Annotated in this window: 16 protein-coding genes; 8 read left to right on the top strand and 8 right to left on the bottom strand. The window is 66.7% G+C overall.

Features of this window, described 5'->3' with window-relative positions; all coding sequences use genetic code 11:
- Positions 1 to 4: 4 nt before the first annotated feature.
- On the bottom strand, positions 5 to 2,131 hold the full coding sequence (locus AC5P88_RS20085; RefSeq protein WP_495225872.1) for a TonB-dependent receptor: 2,127 nt from the start codon (positions 2,129 to 2,131) through the stop codon (positions 5 to 7).
- A 221-nt stretch (positions 2,132 to 2,352) separates the two neighbouring features.
- Here AC5P88_RS20085 and AC5P88_RS20080 point away from each other — a divergent pair, with 221 nt between their 5' ends.
- Together AC5P88_RS20080 and AC5P88_RS20075 are read left to right on the top strand one after the other, a co-directional pair.
- Positions 2,353 to 3,744 (top strand): class II 3-deoxy-7-phosphoheptulonate synthase, encoded by a 1,392-nt coding sequence (locus tag AC5P88_RS20080; protein WP_180850926.1) that lies wholly within the window; start codon positions 2,353 to 2,355, stop codon positions 3,742 to 3,744.
- 619 nt (positions 3,745 to 4,363) lie between these two features.
- On the top strand, positions 4,364 to 5,551 hold the full coding sequence (locus AC5P88_RS20075; protein WP_343125586.1) for a mechanosensitive ion channel family protein: 1,188 nt from the start codon (positions 4,364 to 4,366) through the stop codon (positions 5,549 to 5,551).
- A gap of 76 nt (positions 5,552 to 5,627) precedes the next feature.
- Here AC5P88_RS20075 and AC5P88_RS20070 read toward each other — a convergent pair whose 3' ends face one another.
- From AC5P88_RS20070 to typA, 3 genes are read right to left on the bottom strand one after another with little or no spacing between them, the layout of a single operon-like run.
- Positions 5,628 to 7,250, bottom strand: a complete 1,623-nt coding sequence (locus AC5P88_RS20070; protein ID WP_106551368.1) for an amidase — start codon at positions 7,248 to 7,250, stop codon at positions 5,628 to 5,630.
- A 41-nt stretch (positions 7,251 to 7,291) separates the two neighbouring features.
- Positions 7,292 to 7,759 carry a DUF2127 domain-containing protein gene (locus AC5P88_RS20065; protein ID WP_005415426.1) on the bottom strand — a complete coding sequence of 156 codons (468 nt, stop codon included), beginning with the start codon at positions 7,757 to 7,759 and terminating at the stop codon, positions 7,292 to 7,294.
- Between the two features lie 11 nt (positions 7,760 to 7,770).
- Entirely contained in the window at positions 7,771 to 9,618 is a 1,848-nt protein-coding gene (gene typA, locus AC5P88_RS20060; RefSeq protein WP_010483969.1) for a translational GTPase TypA, read from the bottom strand.
- A gap of 273 nt (positions 9,619 to 9,891) precedes the next feature.
- On the opposite strand from typA, the gene AC5P88_RS20055 reads away from it, so the two are divergent.
- From AC5P88_RS20055 to AC5P88_RS20030, 6 genes are all read left to right on the top strand, one after another.
- The gene (locus AC5P88_RS20055; RefSeq protein WP_005408225.1) at positions 9,892 to 10,383 is read left to right on the top strand and encodes a peptidylprolyl isomerase; all 492 of its coding nucleotides are present in this window, start codon (positions 9,892 to 9,894) and stop codon (positions 10,381 to 10,383) included.
- Positions 10,384 to 10,501: 118 nt separating this feature from the next.
- On the top strand, positions 10,502 to 11,488 hold the full coding sequence (locus tag AC5P88_RS20050) for a malate dehydrogenase (RefSeq protein ID WP_004153634.1): 987 nt from the start codon (positions 10,502 to 10,504) through the stop codon (positions 11,486 to 11,488).
- Between the two features lie 122 nt (positions 11,489 to 11,610).
- Positions 11,611 to 12,225: an RluA family pseudouridine synthase gene (locus AC5P88_RS20045; RefSeq protein WP_106551370.1), complete on the top strand. Its 615-nt coding sequence runs from the start codon at positions 11,611 to 11,613 to the stop codon at positions 12,223 to 12,225.
- Positions 12,226 to 12,883: 658 nt separating this feature from the next.
- Positions 12,884 to 14,764, top strand: coding sequence for a propionate--CoA ligase (gene prpE / locus AC5P88_RS20040; protein ID WP_106551438.1), 1,881 nt, complete (start codon positions 12,884 to 12,886; stop codon positions 14,762 to 14,764).
- A 195-nt stretch (positions 14,765 to 14,959) separates the two neighbouring features.
- Entirely contained in the window at positions 14,960 to 15,463 is a 504-nt protein-coding gene (locus tag AC5P88_RS20035; protein WP_106551243.1) for a hypothetical protein, read from the top strand.
- Between the two features lie 46 nt (positions 15,464 to 15,509).
- Positions 15,510 to 16,565, top strand: a complete 1,056-nt coding sequence (locus AC5P88_RS20030) for a suppressor of fused domain protein (protein ID WP_495225871.1) — start codon at positions 15,510 to 15,512, stop codon at positions 16,563 to 16,565.
- A 121-nt stretch (positions 16,566 to 16,686) separates the two neighbouring features.
- Here the strand turns inward: AC5P88_RS20030 and AC5P88_RS20025 are convergent, their stop codons facing one another.
- The 4 genes from AC5P88_RS20025 to yczE form a co-directional block, all read right to left on the bottom strand.
- The gene (locus AC5P88_RS20025) at positions 16,687 to 17,298 is read right to left on the bottom strand and encodes a glutathione S-transferase N-terminal domain-containing protein (protein ID WP_010483964.1); all 612 of its coding nucleotides are present in this window, start codon (positions 17,296 to 17,298) and stop codon (positions 16,687 to 16,689) included.
- A gap of 84 nt (positions 17,299 to 17,382) precedes the next feature.
- Complete coding sequence (locus AC5P88_RS20020; RefSeq protein ID WP_004154513.1) at positions 17,383 to 17,841, bottom strand: cell wall hydrolase; 459 nt, start codon at positions 17,839 to 17,841, stop codon at positions 17,383 to 17,385.
- Positions 17,842 to 18,138: 297 nt separating this feature from the next.
- Positions 18,139 to 20,169 carry an FAD-dependent oxidoreductase gene (locus AC5P88_RS20015; protein WP_495225870.1) on the bottom strand — a complete coding sequence of 677 codons (2,031 nt, stop codon included), beginning with the start codon at positions 20,167 to 20,169 and terminating at the stop codon, positions 18,139 to 18,141.
- Between the two features lie 102 nt (positions 20,170 to 20,271).
- Positions 20,272 to 20,916, bottom strand: a complete 645-nt coding sequence (gene yczE, locus AC5P88_RS20010; RefSeq protein WP_106551240.1) for a membrane protein YczE — start codon at positions 20,914 to 20,916, stop codon at positions 20,272 to 20,274.
- Positions 20,917 to 21,211 lie beyond the last annotated feature (295 nt).

Here is a 21,211-nt window from a genome sequence, read left to right as displayed (position 1 = left end):
CTGATCAGAAATCCTGCTGCAGGCTCAGGTAGGCGCCACGGCGTGGTCCCCACTGCGGGGCGAACACACCCACGCCGCCACCGTCACGCAGCTGGTAGCTGCGGTCCAGCGCGTTGATCACCGCCAACTGCACATGCAGCGGATGCCCGCTGTCGGCGTTGAAGTCATGCCCGGCGCTGAGGTTCACCTGCAGGTACGACGGCAGCTCGCCGCCGTTGGGCACGCCCTCGATGTCAGAACGCAGGCCGCTGCCGAACACGTAGTTGGCGCCGATCCGGTTGTGCCCGGCGAAGGCGTAGCTGAGGCCACCCGATGAGGTCAGCTTCTGGTCGTGGTCGAGGTGGATCCAGTGATCGGCCACATAGGCCAGGGCATCCGGATCGAGGTTGTACTGGCTGGTGATGACCTGGGTGCCGATCGCCTTGTTGTAGGCCGCGTTGAAGTAGGCGCTGAACGGGCCGTTGCTGTAGTCGGCGCTGAACTCCAGGCCGCGGATGTGGCCACGGCGATAGTTGAAGGTCGAGTAGATGTAGGCGGCGCCGAACTGGCCTTCATCCTGCAGGCGCGCGACGCGGCGGTCGTACGCGTCCAGGCCCAAGGTCAGGTGTTCGCCCAGCTGCTGCGAGACGCCGATGTCGTAGTAGTCGCTGCGCTCTGCCAGCGGGATGTTGTTGCCACCGGAGGGCTGCGCATTCGTGGTGCCGTCGTACAGGGCGATATCGCTGCTGGCAATCAACTCGCTGGCCGGTGGCGTGAAGTAGCGCGAATAGCCAGCGTGCACGGTGGTGCTGTCGCTGGCATTCCAGACCACGCCCACGCGCGGGCTGAGCTGGCCCTCGCTGCGGCCGAAGGCCCTGTAGCGGTCGCCGCGCAGGCCGTAGTTCACGGTCCAGTCCTCGCCGATCTTCCACTCGTCCTGCACGTACAGTGCCAGCGTGCTGGCGTGGAACGCGCTGCGATCGGCAATCAGCAGCGGCGTGGTGCTGGACTGCTGGCCGTTGTCGTCAACCGGGAACACCCAGCTGTTGCTGCTGGCCCGCGCGTTCTCGTAGTTGCCGTACAAGCCATAGCGCAGCGTGTGGTCGTTGCCCAGCGGCGTGGAGAAATCGGCCTGCAGGGTGTTGGCGCGATTGCTGCGCTGCACCTGCGAGGCGACGCCACTGAACACTAGGTCACCGATGGCATCGGGATTGAAGCCGACATCGCTGTAACGCTGCCCGGCCGAGAGCTGATAGGCGGTGCTGCCCAGCGTGCCCTGCAGCACCAGCATGCCGAAACGGGTGGTCTCGCGCTGGGTTTCATCCAGCTGGCTGGAATCGAAGGTGGTGGTATCGAGATAGCCGAACTGCGGCGCCTGGCCCGGATTGACCGGAATCTGGAAGCGGTTGTTGGCGAAGCCGGCAAACACGCTCAGGCGGGTGTTCTCGTTGACCAGGTAGGTCAGGTCGGCGAATGCCTTGCCCTGGTGCGTGTCGTCGTGCAACGGCTTGCGCGTGTTGGTGGGGTTCTCCAGGCCGACGTCGTTCTGGTCGTAGTTGCCGGTCAGGAACCAGCTCCAGCGCCCTTGGTTGCCCCACCAGGAGGCATTCGGATTGACCTTGCCGAACGAGCCGGTGGTCAGCCCCGCGCTGCCGCCATTGCCCAGCTCGGCACCGTTGCGGGTGGTGATGTCGACCACCGCCGCTGTGCGTTCGCCGAACTGCGCCGGCAGCGCGCCGTCCATCAGGCGGATGCTCTTGATGGTGCGCGCATCCAGGGTCTGACCGAAGCCGGAGATCGACTCGGGCAGCAGCACGCCGTTGATGCGGTACTGCAGGTTGGCGTGGTCGCCGCGCACGTGCACGCCGCCATAGGAATCCTGGACCACGCCCGGGGCCTGCAGCAGCACCTGGCTGAGCGGCGCGGAGGCACCCAGCGGCTGTTTCTGGATGTCCTCGGCGGTGATCTGGTACTGGCTGCTGCCGATGTCCGGCGACAGCGTGTTGCGGGCCTGGTCGAGCTGGGCGTGGACGGTGACCGCGTCCAGGTCCTTGACGGACGAAGAGGTGTCGTCGGCTGCCAAGGCGAAGGCGGGCAGGCTGGCCAGGGCCAGGGCGAGGGTGATGCCGGTAGCGAGGGGCGAGGGCTTCATGGTGGGAGAGGTGGCGGCTGGATGTGGAAGGGGCCGGTCCATGACATGGAAGTGTTACTCCGTAACAAAGCATGCGCCTGTCCCGGGCGGCTGACCATGCAGGATCTGGCCACTGGCGTCGGCCTTTCCCTGCCGTTCAGGCGGGCAGGCCAGCCGGATCGGCCCTTTGCGTCAGCGGCTGGCTCTGCGACCATGACCGCCCCCCATCCCGGAAGTCTGCAATGAGCCTGTCCGCCGTTCCGCCCGTCCCCGATCCCGCCGCGACCGCCGCTGGCGCTGCCTGGTCGCCGGAGAGCTGGCGTGGCAAGACCGCGCTGCAGATGCCGACCTATCCCGACCCGGTGGCGCTGGACGCGGCCCTGCACGAGCTGAAGCGGCTGCCGCCGCTGGTCACCTCATGGGAGATCCTGGCGCTGAAGCAGCAGCTGGCCGAGGCCCAGGAAGGCAAGCGCTTCCTGCTGCAGGGTGGTGACTGCGCCGAGAATTTCAGCGACTGCGAATCGGGCACCATCTCCAACCGGCTGAAGGTGCTGCTGCAGATGAGCCTGGTGCTGGTGCACGGCCTGCGCCAGCCGGTGATCCGTGTCGGCCGCTTCGCCGGCCAGTACGCGAAGCCACGCTCGGCCGACACCGAGACCCGCGACGGCGTGACCCTGCCCAGCTACCGCGGCGATGTGATCAACGCGCCGGCCTTCACCGAAGCGGCACGCCTGCCGGACCCGAAGCGGATGCTGCAGGCCCACGCGCATTCGGCGATGACGATGAACTTCGTGCGCGCGCTGATCGACGGTGGTTTCGCCGACCTGCACCACCCCGAGTACTGGAACCTGGAGTGGGTGCGGCATTCGCCGCTGGCCGCCGAGTACCAGAAGATGGTGGCCTCGATTGGCGATGCAGTGCACTTCATGGAGACCCTGGCCGGGGCCCGCGTGCACAACCTCAACCGCATCGATTTCTACACCTCGCATGAAGCACTGCTGCTGCCCTACGAGCAGGCGCTGACCCGTCAGGTGCCGCGCCAGCAGGGTTGGTTGAACCTGAGCACGCATTACCCGTGGATCGGCATGCGCACCGCTGCGCTCGATGGCGCGCACGTGGAGTACCTGCGTGGCGTGCGCAATCCGATTGCGATCAAGGTGGGCCCGTCGGTGACACCGGACCAGTTGCTGCGCCTGATCGACGTGCTCAACCCGCATGACGAACCGGGCCGCCTGAGCTTCATCCACCGCATGGGCGCCGCGCAGATTGCCGAGAAGCTGCCGCCGCTGCTGGACGCGGTCAAGCGCGATGGTCGTCGCGTGCTGTGGGTATGCGATGCGATGCATGGCAATACCGAGAGCACGGCCAATGGGTTCAAGACGCGTCGCTTCGACAACGTGCGTGGCGAAGTGGAGATGTCGTTCGACCTGCATGCGGCCGCAGGCACGCGCCTGGGCGGCGTGCACCTGGAACTGACCGGCGAGGACGTGACCGAATGCACCGGTGGTGCGCGCGAACTGACCGAGCGTGACCTGGAACGCGCGTATCGTTCGACGGTGGATCCGCGGTTGAATTACGAGCAGTCGCTGGAGATCGCGATGGCGATCGTGCGCAAGCAGGAGCAGGTGCGGTAAGGGTTTTTCGGCAGGGCTTGCAGCCCTGCACCTGCTGCAATCAACGGCAACGGCAACGGCAACGGCAACGGCAACGGCAACGGCAACGGCAAAAGCCGAAGCGGCATTCCGTGGGATGGCGGGGCGGTGTGGGTGGTCAGGACACGCCGTAAACCCATCCCTGGGGGCTCGATGGCGCCATCCATGGCGCCAACGGTCCTGCCCACCCACACCGCCCCGCCTCTGACAGATCCCTGCGGCTGTTGGTAGGTGTCGACCTTGGTCGACACGGTAGATCCACGCCATGCGTGGATGCATTTGGATTCCAATTCGAAATATTCGATTCCGATGGAGATTCATCCACGCATGGCGTGGATCTACTGCAGATCGCGGAGATCTGTCGAAGGCGGGGTGGGTCCGGTTGCGGGAGTGTCCGCGGCATGGATGCCGCGGCCAAGCCCCCAAGGATGGGTTTACGGCGTCTCCCGCAACCGGACCCACCTCGCCATCCCACAGGAAACCCGCTTCTGCTTCGGCTGTTGCTGTTGCTGCTGTTGCTTCGGTTCGCAGCAGGTGCAGGGCTGCAAGCCCTGCCGACCAACACCCTTCTTACGAACGGCTGACGTGACGCTCATGCGCCATGCGCGAGGCTGTCCGCTTGGCTGTTCGAGTGGAGGTAGCAACGGTGCACTGGCAAAGCGCACAGGCCTACGCATGGCCGTTGGGGTTGGCAGCAGTAGTGGGCGGCATCGGCGCGTGGCTGATCCTCTGGATCTATCATCGGCTGAAAGGGCGTGATCGCCGGCGTGCCCGCATCGGGCGTGTGCTTGGGCTGCCGATGGCCACCGCATGGCCACTGCTGCTGTTGATCCCCGCGCTGCAGGCCACGCCGCTGCAGGATCCTGTGCTGGGCAATCTGCAGCATGTGCTGCACATCGCGCTGACCGCCTGCTTCATCTGGTTGCTGGTGCGCGCGGTGGCGGCGGGTGAGCGCGCGATCCTGCGCAGCCATCCCATCGATGTCTCCGACAACCTGGAGGCACGCCGCATCCAGACCCAGACGCGGGTGCTCAGTCGCGTGCTGATGGGCGGCATCATCGTGCTCGGCGCCTCGCTGGTGCTGTTGACCTTTCCGATGGTGCAGAAGATCGGCACGGCGCTGCTGGCGTCGGCGGGCCTGATCGGCCTGGTGGCCGGTATCGCGGCCAAGCCGGTGTTCGGCAACCTCATCGCCGGCCTGCAGATTGCGCTGACGCAGCCGATCCGGCTTGATGACGTGGTGATCGTCGAAGGCGAGTGGGGCCGCATCGAGGAGATCGGCAGCAGCTATGTAGTGGTGCGCATCTGGGATGAGCGGCGGATGGTGGTGCCGCTGACCTGGTTCATCGAGAACCCGTTCCAGAACTGGACGCGGCGCAGTGCAGATCTGCTCGGCACGGCGTTTCTGTGGCTGGACTACCGGGCGCCGATCGCGGCGATCCGCAGCGAACTGGAGCGCATCTGCCGTGGCGAGGCGCTGTGGGATGGACGCGTCTGCGTGACCCAGGTGACCGAGACCAGTGAACGCGCGATCCAGGTACGCCTGCTGGTCAGCGCGCGCAGTTCCGGTGATGCGTTCGATCTGCGCTGCCTGGTGCGCGAGCGCATGCTCGATTTCCTCGCGCGTGAGCATCCGCAGGCGCTGCCGCAGGTACGTGCACGCGTGAAGCACGATGATGAGCTGGACATGCCGCGTGCGCCACGTGCGCGTGCTGCGGATGTGCGGTCGCCGGGTGCTGAAGATGGCGAGGCCGCGATCGTGCCGGTGGAGCCGGAACCCGGACGGTAGCGCCGGGCCGTGCCCGGCGAGCGCAGCGGCGTCGCTCTATCCGCCGGGCATGGCCCGGCGCTACCTGGGGGGCGGATCAAGGCTCCCCGGCGTCGATCAGCGCATCGGTATCGAAGTGCGGCGGCCGCCGGGCACGGGTGCGCTGCTCGTAGGCGTAGGCCATCTCGATCAGCTTCGGCTCACTCCAGGCGGTGCCCATGAACAGCAGGCCGACCGGCAGGCCGTCGATCTGGCCCATCGGCACGGTCAGGCTGGGATAACCGGCCACGGCAGCGGCGCTGTAGCTCTCGCCGGGGAAGTCGTCGCCTTCGCTGCGGATCGCCCATGCGACGCCAGTGGTCGGCGCCACCAGCGCATCGAGTTGATGGGCGGCGAGGGCGGCATCAATGCCTTCCGGGCCGGCCAACCGGCGCGCATCGCTGCGCGCGCGGATGTAGGCAGGGTCTGCCAGGCCGGCGGTGGCGTCGGCCTCCACCAGCAGTTCCTGGCCGAACAGGCCCAGTTCCTGCTTGCTGTGCGCTTGGTTGAAGGCGATCAGTTCGGCCAGGCTGCGCAGTGGGGCGCGATGGGTGCTGAAGTAGCGCTCCAGGCCCGCCTTGAATTCGTACAGCAGCAGCGTGCGCTCGGCCTCGGCCCAGGCGCCCTGGTTGGGTAGTTCGACGGGTACCACGACGGCACCAGCGCGACGCAGCTCGGTCGCTGCCTGATCGATCAGCGGCGGCATGCCGCGGTATTTCAGCAACGGCGTCTGCAGCAGGCCGATGCGTTTGCCGCGCAGGCCCTGCGGGTCCAGGCGCGCGGTGTAGTCGTAGACCGCACGGCCGGGCATGGTCGCGGTGGCGGGATCGGCGTCATCGCGGCCGGCGATCGCGGTCAGCACGGCAGCAGCATCGGCGACGCTGCGTGTCATCGGTCCGGCGGTGTCCTGGCTGAAGGAGATCGGCACGATGCCATCGCGGCTGACCAGCCCGACAGTCGGCTTCAGGCCAACCACGCCGTTGACCGCGGCCGGGCAGACAATGCTGCCGTCGGTTTCGGTGCCGATCGCCACGCTGGCCAGGTTGGCGGCCACGGCCACCGCGCTGCCGCTGCTGGAGCCGCACGGTGAATGGCTGATGCGGTAGGGGTTGCGGGTCTGGCCGCCGCGCGCGCTCCAGCCGGAGATGGAGTCGTTGCCGCGGAAGTTCGCCCACTCGCTGAGGTTGGTCTTGCCCAGCACCACGGCGCCGGCGTCGCGCAGCCGGCGCACCAGGTAGGCGTCGTCCGGGCGGAAGCCCTGCAGCGCCAGCGAGCCGGCACTGGTGGCCATCGGTGCGGCGTTGATGTTGTCCTTCAGCAGCAGGGGGATGCCATGCAGCGGACCGCGCAGGCGTCCTTCGCGGCGCTCGCGGTCGCGTGCGGCGGCTTCCTTCAGGGCATCGGGGTTGAGCTCGATCACCGCGCGCAGGCGTGGCCCGGTGCGGTCGAGGCTGGCGATGCGCTGCAGGTAGGCCTGGGTCAGGGTGGTGCTGTCCAGCTCACCGGCGGTCATCCGCGCCTGCAGGTCGGCGACATCGGTTTCGGCGTACGGGAACGGCACGTTGCGGCTCGCAGGTTCGGCCGCATGCGCGCTGGGCGTGGCCGGGCTGCAGCCAGCCGAAAGCAGCGCAGGCAGCGCGGCGAGCAGGCAGGTCAGCAGAGGCGGCAAGGACGGGCGCATGGGGCGGCTTGGTCGGCTCCAACCCCCAGTGTAGCCGGTGCTCAGCGGTGGCGCTTGCGCAGGTCGCGGGCGAGGACGTAGACCACGATCAGGTTGATCGCCAGGATTGTCCACGACGGCCAGCCGGGATGGCGGATGATCGCGAAGATGTCGAAAGGCAGGTACAGCGAGGCGGTCAGGCAACCCAGCCAGGAGGCCCAGGCCTTGGCCCGCCACAGGCCCCAGGCTTCGACCAGGTGCAGCAGGCCGTAGCCGATCATTCCCGCCGCGGCCAGGTGGACCGCGTCGGGACTGATCATGTGCAGCAGCGAGGGCAGGGTGCCATGGTCCGGATCCAGGCTGAAACGCCGGATCAGGACCATGATGCCGTGCCGCAGCGGCTGCGGCCCGAGCACTTCCAGCCCGGTAGCGGCCAACAGCGCAAGCATCGCCTTGCTCGCTTCGAGCAGGGCGATGACATGCAGGCCCGGATGCCGGTGTGGATCCGGGTTGTAGCCGCTCTGGTTCACGAGGTGCTGGCTCAGCCGCCGCGCGAAGCCTTCTTGCGGTCGCTTTCGGTCAGGAACTTCTTGCGCAGGCGGATCTCCTTCGGGGTGATCTCGACCAGCTCATCGTCTTCGATGAAGTCCAGGGCCTGTTCCAGCGAGTACTTGATCGCCGGGGTCAGCTGGATCGCATCGTCCTTGCCCGAAGCGCGCATGTTGGTCAGCGGCTTGGTCTTGATCGCGTTGACGGTCAGGTCGTTGTCCTTGGAGTGGATGCCGACCAGCTGACCTTCATACACGTTGTCGCCTTCAGCAGCGAACAGCTTGCCGCGTTCCTGCAGCGGGCCCAGCGAGTAGGCCGGGGTGGTGCCCGGTGCATTGGCGATCATCACGCCGTTGATGCGCTTGGCGATCGCGCCCTGTTCCTTCGGACCGTAATGGTCGAACACGTGGAACAGCAGGCCCGAACCCTGGGTCAGGGTCTTGAACTCGTTCTGGAAGCCGATCAGGCCACGGGCCGGGATCGAGTATTCCAGGCGCACACGGCCCTTGCCGTCCGATTCCATGTTCTTCAGCTGGCCCTTGCGGGTGCCCAGCTTTTCCATCACGCCGCCCTGGTGGATTTCTTCGATGTCCACCACCAGTTGCTCGATCGGCTCCATCATCTGGCCGTCGATTTCCTTGATGATCACTTCCGGACGCGACACGGCAAGCTCGTAGCCTTCGCGGCGCATGTTCTCGATCAGCACCGACAGGTGCAGTTCGCCACGGCCGGAGACCAGGAACTTGTCGGCGTCTTCCAGCTGTTCGACCTTCAGGGCCACGTTGTGGACCTTTTCACGGTCCAGGCGGTCCTTGATCTGGCGGCTGGTCAGGAACTTGCCACCGGACAGGTCCTTGTTGCCGGCGAACGGCGAGTTGTTGACCTGGAAGGTCATCGAGATGGTCGGCTCGTCGACGGTCAGCGCCGGCAGCGCTTCCGGGAAGTCCGGTGCGCAGATGGTGTCGGAGATGGTCAGCTCCTGGATGCCGGAGATGGCCACGATGTCGCCGGCCTCGGCCGAATCCTGCTCGATGCGCTCCAGGCCCATGAAGCCCAGCACCTGCAGCACCTTGCCGTTGCGCTTCTTGCCTTCACGGTCGATGACCGCGACCTGCATGTTCTTCTTCAGGGTGCCGCGCTGGATGCGGCCGATGCCGATCACGCCCACGAAGTTGTTGTAGTCCAGCTGGCTGATGCGCATCTGGAACGGGCCTTCCGGGTCCACTTCCGGGCGCGGCGCGTGCTGCATGATCGCTTCGTACAGCGGGGTCATGTCGCCGTCACGCACGGTGTCTTCCAGGCCGGCATAGCCGTTCAGGCCCGAGGCGTAGACGATCGGGAAGTCCAGCTGCTCGTTGGTGGCGCCGAGCTTGTCGAACAGGTCGAAGACCTGGTCGATCACCCATTCCGGACGGGCGCCCGGACGGTCGACCTTGTTGACCACGACGATCGGCTTGAAGCCCATCGCGAAGGCCTTCTGGGTCACGAAGCGGGTCTGCGGCATCGGGCCGTCCATCGCATCGACCAGGATCAGCACGGTGTCGACCATCGACAGCACGCGCTCGACCTCGCCACCGAAGTCGGCGTGGCCGGGGGTGTCGACGATGTTGATCCGGTTCTTGATGCCGGTCTTCTTGTCTTCCCAGGTGATGGCGGTGTTCTTGGCCAGGATGGTGATGCCGCGTTCCTTTTCCTGGTCGTTGCTGTCCATCACGCGCTCGGCGAGGACGGTACGCTCGGACAGGGTGCCGGACTGCTTCAGCAGCTGGTCGACCAGGGTGGTCTTGCCATGGTCGACGTGGGCGACGATGGCGATGTTGCGAAGATTTTCGATGGACATACGAAAGGGGGCCAGTCGGCGCCGGATTTGGAAAAAGAAGTCCAGCATTATACGTCGAACTTGACGATTCGCGAAAAGGTGGATTTCACACCCGTCACGGGGCCCATTCAGCTGGCTGTCCGCCGCGTGGGCCAGGGCCGCCAGGGCCCGGAGACCGGGCTTCCCATCCGCGGGCTGAAGCCGGGTTCTTCACCGATGGTCGAAGCCGCCGCCGCCACGAGGCAGGTGTAAACTAGGTGGCTAGACGCGTTCCCCTCTGCATCAAGGATCTTCATGTCCCTCATCGCCACTTTCGACACCACCCAGGGCCCGATCAAGGTCGAGCTGTTCGCCGACAAGGCGCCGCTGACCGTGGCCAACTTCGTGAACCTGGTCAAGCACGGCTTCTATGACGGCCTGATCTTCCACCGCGTGATCGCCGACTTCATGATCCAGGGCGGCTGCCCGCAGGGTCGTGGCACCGGCGGCCCGGGCTACAAGTTCGAAGACGAGAAGAATGGCGTGAAGCACGAGGTCGGCTCGCTGTCGATGGCCAACGCCGGCCCGAACACCAACGGCAGCCAGTTCTTCATCACCCACATCAAGACCGACTGGCTGGACGGCCGCCACACCGTCTTCGGCAAGGTCCTGGAAGGCCAGGCCATCGTCGATTCGGTCAAGCAGGGTGACGTGATCCATTCGATCACCCTGGAAGGCGACGTCGACGCCGTGCTGGCCGCCCAGGCCGACCGCGTCGCCGAGTGGAACAAGCACCTCGCCGCCTGATCCCCCTTTGAAACGGCCACCCACGGGTGGCCGTTTCCCTGTTCCCCGCCGCCCGCCAGGCCTGCGTGGCTCCGCCCGCGGCGCCCCATCAAACGCTTGCAAGCAAGAGGAAACCCCCATGAAAGCACCCGTTCGTGTTGCCGTGACCGGCGCCGCCGGCCAGATCGGTTATGCCCTGCTGTTCCGCATCGCCTCCGGCGAAATGCTGGGCAAGGACCAGCCGGTCATCCTGCAGCTGCTGGAACTGCCGGTCGACAAGGCCCAGGCCGCCCTGAAGGGCGTGATGATGGAGCTGGAAGACTGCGCGTTCCCGCTGCTGGCCGGCATGGTCGGCACCGATGACGCCGAAGTCGCGTTCAAGGACGCCGACATCGCCCTGCTGGTCGGCGCGCGTCCGCGCGGTCCGGGCATGGAGCGCAAGGACCTGCTGCTGGAAAACGCCAAGATCTTCACCGCGCAGGGCGCGGCGCTGAACAAGGTCGCCAGCCGTGACGTGAAGGTGCTGGTGGTCGGCAACCCGGCCAACACCAACGCCTACATCGCCATGAAGTCGGCCCCGGACCTGAAGCCGGAAAACTTCACCGCCATGCTGCGCCTGGACCACAACCGCGCGCTGAGCCAGCTGTCGACCAAGCTCGGCAAGCCGGTCGGTGGCATGGAGAAGCTGGTGGTGTGGGGCAACCACAGCCCGACCATGTACCCGGACTACCGTTTCGCCACCGCCGATGGTGCGTCGATCGCCGATGCGATCAACGACCAGGAGTGGAACGCCAACACCTTCATCCCGACCGTCGGCAAGCGCGGCGCGGCGATCATCGAAGCCCGTGGCTCGTCCTCGGCTGCTTCGGCCGCCAACGCCGCCATCGACCACGTGCGTGACTGGGTGCTGGGCAGCAACGGCAAGTGGGTCACCATGGGCGTGCCGTCCGACGGTTCCTACGGCATTCCGGAAGGCGTGATCTTCGGCTTCGCGGTGACCACCGAGAACGGCAAGTACACCCTGGTGAAGGATCTGCCGATCGACGACTTCAGCCAGAAGTACATCGACAAGACCCTGGCCGAGCTGGAAGAAGAGCGCGCCGGCGTCGCCCACCTGCTGGGCTGATGCAGGCGGTACCGGCTCGAGCCGGTACCTCTTCCATCAAGGTGGGTACCGACCGTTGGTCGGTCCGCAGAAAACGGGGAGGCTTCGGCTTCCCCGTTTTTGTTTGGAATTCCTGGAAACGCATGATCCACCTGCATTACATCGATGACGCGCTGCTGGTGGCCGAGAAGCCGGCCGGCCTGCTGTCCGTGCCTGGCCGCAGCGCCGAGAACCAGGACTGTGTGGTCGCGCGCCTGCAGGCGCTGTATCCGGATGCCTTGACCGTGCACCGGCTGGACCAGGTGACTTCCGGCCTGCTGCTGCATGCGCGTGGCAAGGACATGCAGGCGGCGTTGTCGATGCAGTTCGAGCAGCGCCAGGTCGGCAAGTGCTACGAAGCCGTTGTGCAGGGCCTGCTTGAGGGCGATGCCGGCGAAGTGGACCTGCCATTGATCGTGGACTGGCCGAACCGGCCGAAGCAGATGATCGACCATGAGCGCGGCAAGCCGGCGCTGACGCGTTGGCGCGTGCTGGCCCGTGATGCTGAAGCGCAGCGCACGCGCGTGGCGCTGGAACCGATCACTGGCCGCAGCCATCAGCTGCGGCTGCACATGGCCAGCCTCGGCCATCCCATCGTCGGCGACGTGCTGTATGACGCGGCACCGGCGCAACGCGTGCATCTGCATGCGCGCAGCCTGCGGTTTACGCATCCGCTGACGGGCGAGGCGCTCGCGTTCGAGTCCGCGGCTCCGTTCTAGGGGGTCGGCAGGGCTTGCAGCCCTGCACCTGCCGAAGCTTTCAAGCAACAGCAACGGCAACGTCAAAAACCAAAGCGGCATTCCGTGGGGTGGCGGGGCACTGTGGGTGTGCGGGGACGCCGTGAACCCATCCATGGGGGCTTGGTCGCGGCATCCATGCCGCTCACACCCCGCAAACCCACAGTGCCCCGCCTTCGACAGATTCCCGCGGCTGTTGGCAACTGTGGCCGTTTTTCTGCGTGGCTGTTGGCAGGTGTCGACCTTGGTCGACACGATTTTTCTTTCAGATATCGAATGAGTCATCCACGCATGGCGTGGATCTACCGTGTCGACCAAGGTCGACACCTGCCAGCGCAATCCGCCGTTCCGACAGATGGCAGGAAACTGTCGAAGGCGGGGTGGGTCCGGTGGCGGGAGTGTCCGCGGCATGGATGCCGCGGCCAAGCCCCCATGGACGGGTTTACGGCGTCTCCCGCCACCGGACCCACCCCGCCATCCCCCAGTAAGCCGGCTTCTGCTGTTGCTTTGGCTTCGGCTTCTGCGGGTGCAGGGCTGCAAAGCCCTGCAGAACAAACCCACCCCCTACCAAGGTAGGGCGGCCCGCGCGCCAGCGCCGGACTATCCTCGAACCCATGACTTTGTCTGGGAGGGCTGCGTCATGAACTACGAGGAAACCTACCGTCGCTCGATCGACGAGCCGGAGGCCTTCTGGGGCGAGGAAGCCAAGCGCATCCATTGGCACAAACCGCCGCAGCAGGTGCTCGACTACAGCAACCCGCCATTCCGGCGCTGGTTCGTTGGTGGTGAAACCAATCTCTGCTACAACGCCGTCGACCGCCACCTGGCCGAGCGCGCCGACCAGCTTGCGCTTGTCGCCATCTCCACCGAGACCAACAGCACACGCGAGATCACCTATCGCCAGCTGTACCGCGAAGTGAACGATTTCGCCGCAGTGCTCAAGCACCTCGGTGTCGGCCACGGCGACCGCGTGGTGATCTACATGCCGAACATGGCCGAAGCCGTGTTCGCGATGCTGGCCTGCGCGCGCATCGGTGCGGTGCACTCGGTGGTGTTCGGTGGCTTCGCCGCGCACAACCTGGCGCTGCGCATCGACGACGCCAAGCCCAAGCTGCTGATCGCGGCCGATGCAGGCATGCGCGGTCGCAAGCTGATTCCGTACAAGCCGATGGTCGACGCCGCCTGCGCCGAAGCAGCCTCACCACCACCGCACGTGCTGATCGTGTCGCGCGGACTGGACGCAGCCGAACCGCGCGTGCCGGGCCGTGACGTGGAGTACGCCACGCTGCGCGCGCAGCTCGGTGAGGTCGATGTACCGGTGCAGTGGCTGGAAGCGAGCGAGCCGAGCTACCTGCTGTATACCTCCGGCACCACCGGCAAGCCGAAGGGCGTGCAGCGTGATGTCGGTGGCTATGCGGTGGCGATGGCGCAGTCGATGGAAACCGTGTTCGACTGCAAGCCAGGGCAGGTGATGTTTTCCACCTCCGACGTCGGCTGGGCCGTCGGCCATTCCTACAACGTCTACGGCCCGCTGATCGGTGGCTGCACCTCGCTGCTGTACGAAGGGCTGCCGACCAATCCCGATCCGGGCATCTGGTGGGCGCTGTGCGAGCAGTACAACGTGCGTACGATGTTCTCTTCGCCTACCGCCATCCGGGTGCTGAAGAAGCACGACGCGGACTTCATCCACCGGCATGACCTGGGCGCACTGAAGTACCTGTTCCTGGCCGGCGAGCCACTGGACGAACCCACCGCGCACTGGATCAGCGAGGCACTGGGCAAGCCGATCATCGACAACTACTGGCAGACCGAAACCGGCTGGCCGGCGCTGACCCTGCTGCCGGGCCTGGAAATGAAGCCGGTGCGCTTCGGTTCGCCCGGTTTCCCCAATCTCGGTTACCGGATGAAGGTGATCGACGAGAACACCGGCGAGGAGGTCGCGCCGGGGCAGAAGGGCGTGCTGGTGGTGTCGCCACCGTTGCCGCCGGGTTGCATGAGCACCGTGTGGAACGATGACAGCCGCTTCCTGCAGAGCTACTTCAGCCACTTCAAGGAACTGTTGTACAGCTCGCTGGACTGGGCGATCCGCGACGACGATGGCTACACCTTCATCCTGGGGCGCACTGATGATGTGATCAACGTGGCCGGGCATCGCCTCGGCACGCGTGAGATCGAGGAAGCCATTTCCAGCCATCCGCGCGTGGCCGAGGCGGCGGTGATCGGGGTCAAGGACGAGTTGAAGGGGCAGGTGCCGCTGGTGTTCGTCACCCTCAAGCAGGGGCTCAACGGTGAGGATCCGGCGCCGGTGGTGGCGGAGATGATGGCCACGGTGACCACCTCGCTCGGCGCGGTCGCGCGCCCGGCGCATGTGCATGTGGTCAACGCACTGCCCAAGACCCGGTCGGGCAAGTTGTTGCGGCGCTCGCTGCAGGCGCTGGCCGAACAGCGTGATCCGGGCGACCTGTCGACGCTGGATGATCCCAGCGCGCTGGAGGAGATCCGCCGGGCGCTGGGGCGCTGACCTGCTTCTGTAGAGCCGAGCCGATGCTCGGCTCCGCATGCCTCGCCAAAGCAGCCGAGCATGGGCTCGGCTCTACAGAGGAGGGTGTTGCTGCACCGCAGCTTCCTCCCGGCAACCGGTGCGCTAAGCTCGGCCCCAGGGGAGCGCGCCCGCCAGGGCGCGCAGGTGAAGCGCATCAAGGATTGGGGGGATGCAATGGCATTGCTGCACGCCAAGACGGCTGCTGGCCGTCAGGAAATCGAAGACCGTGGCCGGCGCCTGCCGGCAGCACTGCGCTCGATCCTGCTGATGGTCGATGGCCATCGCGACGACACCGAACTGCGCGGCCTGTTCGAAGGCCTGCGCGCACCGGCCGATGCACTGGAGCAGCTGGAAGCGCAGGGCCTGATCGAAGTGATCGGTGGCAATGCCGAGGTGGCACCGGCGCGTGGCATCAGCACCGGCCGCGAACAGGATCCGGCGTTGTACCAGCAGTTGTACGACGCGATGAGCGAGGCGGTGCGGCGCCACCTCGGCCTGAAGGGCTACTTCATGCAGTTGAAGATTGAACGCTGCACCGATGCACTGGCGTTGGAACGCCTGTGCCCGGAGCTGCTGGCCGCGGTGGGAAAGGCGCGCAGCCCGGCGCTGGCGCAGCGCTGGTGGCAGGAAACCCAGGCGGCGGTGGTGAACGCTGGCAATGAGGTCGTGCAGGCCTGACCCACCGCGTAAAGTGATCGGTTCACTTCCCCACAAGGAGTCCCACGTGCAGGACGACCACGACGACACCGATACCCCCGGCTGGGACGCGATCAATGCGGCGCTGGCGCCCCTGTATGCCGGGCAGGAGCCGCGTCATTTCGGCACCGCGCTGCCTTACACGCTCGGTGGCCAGGACCCGCTGGATGGCATCAGCGTGTACTGGGTGGATGCGCCGGTACCGCACTGGCACTACATCACCTACGGCTTCTCCGAGCTGTACACCAAGGAGAGCAGTGATGCCGCCGCCAGCGGCTATGGTTTCGAGCTGACCTTCCGCCTCGCTGCCGAAGCCGGTGAACACGCCGGCAGCACGCCGCCGGTGTGGCCGATGAACCTGCTGCAGAACCTGGCGCGCTACGTGTTTGGCAGCGGCAACGTGTTCGAGGATGGTCACCATCTGAATGCCAACGGCCCGATCGCGCTGGAGACCGACACGCGCCTGTGCCACCTGGCCTTCATTGCCGATCCGCAGTTGCCTGCGCGCGACACCGCCAATGGCCACCTGCAGTTCCTGCAACTGGTCGGCCTGACCGACGAAGAGATGGAGGCGGTCAAGCGCTGGTCGACGCGCGGTGTGCTGCAGGCGCTGCAGCCGGCGATGCCGCTGTGGATCAGTGATCTGCACCGTCGCAACCTGCTGGAGGATCCGGCACTGGCAGCCCAGGTGCAGGCCGGCAGCGAGCGCGAGGGCTCCAGCACCGGCATGCTGTTCATCGAGACGTTGGACTGGAGGCAGGAGGCCGGCGTCACCACCCTGATGCTCGGCGCGGGCCAGGTCGCCAGCGTCTGCGAACTGCTGCCGCTGCGCCTGCGCCACGGAAAGTCGCTGGAACTGGCCAGCCGCGAGCGGCAGTGGGAGTTCATTCCAGCCGGGCGCGGTGACGTGGGCGAAGTGTCGGCCGACCGCGCGCGCTGGGCCCTGGACGAGACGGGGCTGCAGGCCCTGGCAGGCGTGCGTGCCGAACGTGGCATCTACCCGGTGGCGGGAGCGCTGCGCGTCGAAGTAGTGCCAACCTACCTGCGCGACGCCAACGGTGAAGTGATCCGCCAGATCGGCTGAGTGTGACGATGGAGCTGATGGGGTCAGAGCCGCCTGCGGTGCAGGCGGATCCGACCCCGCGTTCTGCGGGCCGCGGGGTCAGATCCGTTCGCCACGCGAACGACCCTGACCCGGGGCATCCTCAGGCCAGGCCTTCGGCCTTCAGCGCGGCCTGCACACCGGCATCGGCGTCCATGCGTGCCTTGTAGGCGGCCAGGTTGTCCAGGCCGGACAGGTCGACCTTGGTGCCGGCGGCCCAGCGCAGGGTGATGTAGAAGTACGGGTCGGCGAAACTGCGGAAGCCGGCCAGCCACGGCTTGTCGGCCAGCTGCTTGTCGGCGGTCTCGAACAGGCCACGCAGGCGCTTGTGTGCGGCGGCGCGGATTGCATCGAACTGGCTTTCGTCGGCGATGAACTTGCCCGGTGCGAACAGCGGCGAGAAGGCCGGGTGCACGTCGGAATTGACGAAGGCCAGCCAGCGGGTGGCTTCGGCACGCTGTCGCGGGCTGCCATCACCGCCGAGGCCGGCCTGCGGATAGGTGTCGGCGATATAGCCCATGATCGCGGCGTTCTGCAGCAGCACGAAGTCGCCATCGACCAGCGCGGGCACCGCGCCGGCCGGATTGATCTTGAGGAATTCCGGACCCTTCAGGGTGTCCTTGTTCAGCAGTTCGACCTCGAACGGCTGGCCGGTCCACTGCAGGGCGATGTGGTCGGCGGTGGAACAGGCACCGGGCTTGCTGTACAGCTTCATGGGAACTCCAGGTGATGCGGGCGGGAAACGCCCACTATCCCAGAGCCTGCCGGCGGGCGGCAACGCTGCCGCCAGCACGGATCGTTACGACTGCCGCGGCTTGAGGTTCTGCACCTTATAGAAGGTGTGATCGCCGATGGTGGCCACCTGGTAGGCGTTGCGCCAGTTCGGGCTGGCGATGGACAACGCGGCGAAGTGGCTGGCACCGGGCACGATCTCGCGGCGCTCGCCGGCCGGCAGCGCCCAGTTGCGCTCGGCGTCGAAGGCCACGTTCATCGCCTCGCTCCAGGCCGCGTCGTTGCCCAGCTGGGTGCCGGGGGAGACGATGGTCGGTGCGAACTGCTTGCGCGCGGTGACCACCTGGCACATCGAGTCGCCCCACAGGCCACTGTCGAGACGGCGCAGGGCGACCTCGGCAACGGCCTGCTGGCCGCGCAGGGTCTGGTCGCGGGCTTCCAGGTAAACGGTGGTGCTCAAACACAATGAATCAGCGGCCGGCTGCGGCAACAACTGCGACAGCCAGAGAATCCAGGCCAGTTTCATATAACTCCTTGCTCCGTATGGGCCGCACTCTCCACTTCCGGTCGCGGGGGCGACAGGACGCGGGGTACGACTTGGCGTCATGGGGAGGCGGCCATCGGGGCCGCCCCGTGGGCGGCCCCAAAAGAAACGATCAGTACCGATCGAGGGGGCCGCACCGGCTCACCGGAAACTGGCTGGTGAGCGGAAGATGGCGCAAGGTAGGGGGGGATAGCCGAACGCATCGTGAACCGCCCGGCTTGACATTCAGGTTCGGGAGGGGTGACGGAAATCACATTCCGTCACCCATTCAGGCACTCATCAGAGCGCGGCGGCGACCCGACTGCCCTGGTCGATGGCCCGTTTTGCATCCAGTTCTGCGGCCACATCGGCGCCACCGATCAGCGTCGCGCTGATGCCAGCGGCCTGCAGCTCCGCCTGCAGCGCACGATTCGGTTCCTGCCCGGCGCAGATCACCACCTGATCGACCGGCAGCAGCTGTTCGCTGCCCTCAACGCGGATGCGCAGGCCTTCATCGTCAACACCCAGGTACTCGACGCCGCCGAGCATGCGCACGCCCTTGGCCTTCAGCGTGGCGCGATGGATCCAGCCGGTGGTCTTGCCCAGCCGCGCACCGGGCTTGCCCGGGCTGCGCTGCAGCAGCCACAGCCGGCGCGGCGAGGCCTCGGCCTGCGCCCGCGCCAGGGATCCGCGGGTCTCGAAGGTACTGTCCACGCCCCATTCGGCCATCCAGCGCTGTGGGTCCAGCGAGGGGGACTCACCGGCGTGGCTGAGGAACTCGCCGACATCGAAGCCGATGCCGCCGGCGCCGATGATCGCTGCATTGGCGCCCACCGTGACCCGGCCCAGCAGCACGTCCAGGTAGCTGACCACCTTGGCGTGGTCGGCACCGGGGAAGTCGACCTTGCGCGGGGTGATGCCGGTGGCCAGCACCACCTCGTCGAAGCCGGCCAGGCTGGCCGCATCCGCTCGCGTGCCAAGGCGCAGCTGCACGCCGGTTTCAGCCAGCTTGTGGCGGAAGTAGCGCAGGGTCTCGTGGAACTCTTCCTTGCCGGGGATGCGCTTGGCCACGTTGAACTGGCCACCGATCTCGTCGTTGGCATCGAACAGGGTGACCTGGTGGCCGCGCTCGGCGGCTACCGTGGCGCAGGCCAGGCCGGCCGGGCCGGCGCCGACCACCGCAACCTTTTTCGGCGTGGCAGCAGGGTGGTAGACCAGCTCGGTCTCGTGTGCGGCCCGCGGATTGACCAGGCAGCTGGCCAGCTTGTTCTCGAACACGTGGTCCAGGCAGGCCTGGTTGCAGGCGATGCAGGTGTTGATCGCCTCGGGGCGGCCGGCTCGGGCCTTGTTCGGCCACTGCGGGTCGGCCAGCAGCGGGCGCGCCAGCGACACCATGTCGGCACCGCCATCGGCCAGGATGCGCTCGGCGACCTCGGGCATGTTGATGCGGTTGGTTGCCACCAGCGGCACCTTCACATGCGGCTTGAGCTTGGCGGTGACGCCGGCAAAGGCCGCGCGCGGCACCGAGGTGGCGATGGTCGGGATGCGCGCCTCGTGCCAGCCGATGCCGGAATTGATGATCGTCGCGCCGGCGGCCTCGATGGCCTGCGCCTGCTGCACGATCTCTTCCCAGTTGCTGCCGTCTTCCACCAGGTCCACCAGCGACAGGCGGTAGATGATGATGAAGTCCGGCCCGCAGGCCTCGCGGATGCGGCGCACGATCTCCACCGCAAAGCGCATGCGTTGGTTGGCGTCGCCACCCCAGCGGTCGGAGCGCTTGTTGGTGCGCGGGGCGATGAACTCGTTGATGAGGTAGCCCTCCGAGCCCATCACTTCGACGCCGTCGTAGCCGGCTTCGCGGGCCAGCTTTGCGCTGCGCGCGTAGTCGGCGATATGCCGCTCGACGCCGCTGGCCGACAGCGCACGCGGGGTGAACGGATTGATCGGCGCCTTCAGCTTCGACGGTGCCACCGACAGGGGGTGGTAGGCATAGCGGCCGGCATGCAGCAACTGCAGGCAGATCTTCGCACCATGCTGGTGTGCGGCGGCGGTGAGTTGCCGGTGCGGGCGTACTTCCCAGGGCCAGGACAGCTTGCCGCCGAATGGCTTCAGCCAGCCCACCACGTTGGGCGCGAAGCCGCCGGTGACGATCAGGCCGACACCGCCCTCGGCGCGCTCGGCGAAATAGGCTGCCAGGCGCGGGAAGTCGCGGGCGCGATCTTCCAGGCCGGTGTGCATCGAACCCATCAGCACGCGATTGCGCAGCTGGGTGAACCCCAGGTCCAGCGGGGCGAACAGATGGGGATAGGCGCTTTCGTTGGCTGGCGACATGGTCGATACGCTTGCGTACGGAAGCGCGAAGCGTGCCGGGAAACGGCGGCCGGGGCAAGGGGCTGGCGAATCGGTAGCGCCGGGCCATGGCCGGCGACGCGGCTACCCGTGGCCGCGCTGCGCGCTCGCCGGGCGTGGCCCGGCGCTGCCCGCCGGCAGCGGCCGGCCAATCCCGAACCAGCCCAGCGTTATCCCGCACATTGGGCCGATCAGCAGGGCGAAGGCGAGGGTGCCGACACCGACGTTGCCGCCGAGCCACCAGCCCAGCAGCAGCACGCTGCCCTCGATCAGGCTGCGTACCTTCCAGATCGGCCAGCCGGTGCGGGCGTGCAGGCCGGTCATCAGGCCGTCGCGCGGGCCGGGCCCCAGCTTGGCGCCGATGTAAAGGCCGGTGGCCAGGGCGACCAGCAGCATGCCGGCGCAGAACATCGCCAGCTGCCAGCCAAGGCCGACCGCCGGGGGGAGAAGCCACAGGCCGAACTGCGCGGACGGGCCGATCAGCATCACGTTGAGCACGGTGCCGACGCCCGGCTTCTGTCGCAATGGCCACCAGAGCAGCAGCACCAGCGCGCCGATCACATTGGTGGCCAGGCCGAACGACAGCGGTGTCTGTGTGGCGATGCCCTGCGACAACACGTCCCACGGGGCCACGCCGATCGCTGCACGGATCATCAGCGAGGCGCCGAAGCCATACAGGAACAGGCCGATGATCAGTTGCAGCAGACGCAGGGGCAGGGCGGTGGGCATGGCGGCGCTCGGGGAGAGGGGGATCTGTTTCCACCGTAATCCCGATTCATCAGTCGCCATAGATACAGATGCCGACCAATCCGCCGCCACAGGCGGAACCTGTAGAGCCGAGCCCATGCTCGGCTGGCGATGCCAGGCAAAGCAGCCGGGCATGGGCTCGGCTCTTATCTCTTCCGACTCTGGCACCTTAGGTGCCGAGAGCCCGGCGCGGACGACCGTTCGGCTCTAGGTCTTTTCGATCGCTCTGTAGCAAGGATCTCCGCGCCGGTTTCTCCCTGATCCGCCCGAACAGTTG

It is taken from the genome of Stenotrophomonas sp. YJH_SMC_8, from assembly GCF_059371315.1.
This window is presented reverse-complemented; position numbering and strand designations above follow the sequence as displayed.

Excerpts from the sequence above, each read along its gene's own strand:
- AC5P88_RS20085 (WP_495225872.1), bottom strand. The coding sequence starts at position 2,131 with ATGAAGCCCTCGCCCCTCGCTACCGGCATCACCCTCGCCCTGGCCCTG.
- AC5P88_RS20080 (WP_180850926.1), top strand. The coding sequence starts at position 2,353 with ATGAGCCTGTCCGCCGTTCCGCCCGTCCCCGATCCCGCCGCGACCGCC.
- AC5P88_RS20075 (WP_343125586.1), top strand. The coding sequence starts at position 4,364 with ATGCGCGAGGCTGTCCGCTTGGCTGTTCGAGTGGAGGTAGCAACGGTG.
- AC5P88_RS20070 (WP_106551368.1), bottom strand. The coding sequence starts at position 7,250 with ATGCGCCCGTCCTTGCCGCCTCTGCTGACCTGCCTGCTCGCCGCGCTG.
- typA (WP_010483969.1), bottom strand. The coding sequence starts at position 9,618 with ATGTCCATCGAAAATCTTCGCAACATCGCCATCGTCGCCCACGTCGAC.
- AC5P88_RS20055 (WP_005408225.1), top strand. The coding sequence starts at position 9,892 with ATGTCCCTCATCGCCACTTTCGACACCACCCAGGGCCCGATCAAGGTC.
- AC5P88_RS20050 (WP_004153634.1), top strand. The coding sequence starts at position 10,502 with ATGAAAGCACCCGTTCGTGTTGCCGTGACCGGCGCCGCCGGCCAGATC.
- AC5P88_RS20045 (WP_106551370.1), top strand. The coding sequence starts at position 11,611 with ATGATCCACCTGCATTACATCGATGACGCGCTGCTGGTGGCCGAGAAG.
- prpE (WP_106551438.1), top strand. The coding sequence starts at position 12,884 with ATGAACTACGAGGAAACCTACCGTCGCTCGATCGACGAGCCGGAGGCC.
- AC5P88_RS20035 (WP_106551243.1), top strand. The coding sequence starts at position 14,960 with ATGGCATTGCTGCACGCCAAGACGGCTGCTGGCCGTCAGGAAATCGAA.
- AC5P88_RS20025 (WP_010483964.1), bottom strand. The coding sequence starts at position 17,298 with ATGAAGCTGTACAGCAAGCCCGGTGCCTGTTCCACCGCCGACCACATC.
- AC5P88_RS20020 (WP_004154513.1), bottom strand. The coding sequence starts at position 17,841 with ATGAAACTGGCCTGGATTCTCTGGCTGTCGCAGTTGTTGCCGCAGCCG.
- AC5P88_RS20015 (WP_495225870.1), bottom strand. The coding sequence starts at position 20,169 with ATGTCGCCAGCCAACGAAAGCGCCTATCCCCATCTGTTCGCCCCGCTG.
- yczE (WP_106551240.1), bottom strand. The coding sequence starts at position 20,916 with ATGCCCACCGCCCTGCCCCTGCGTCTGCTGCAACTGATCATCGGCCTG.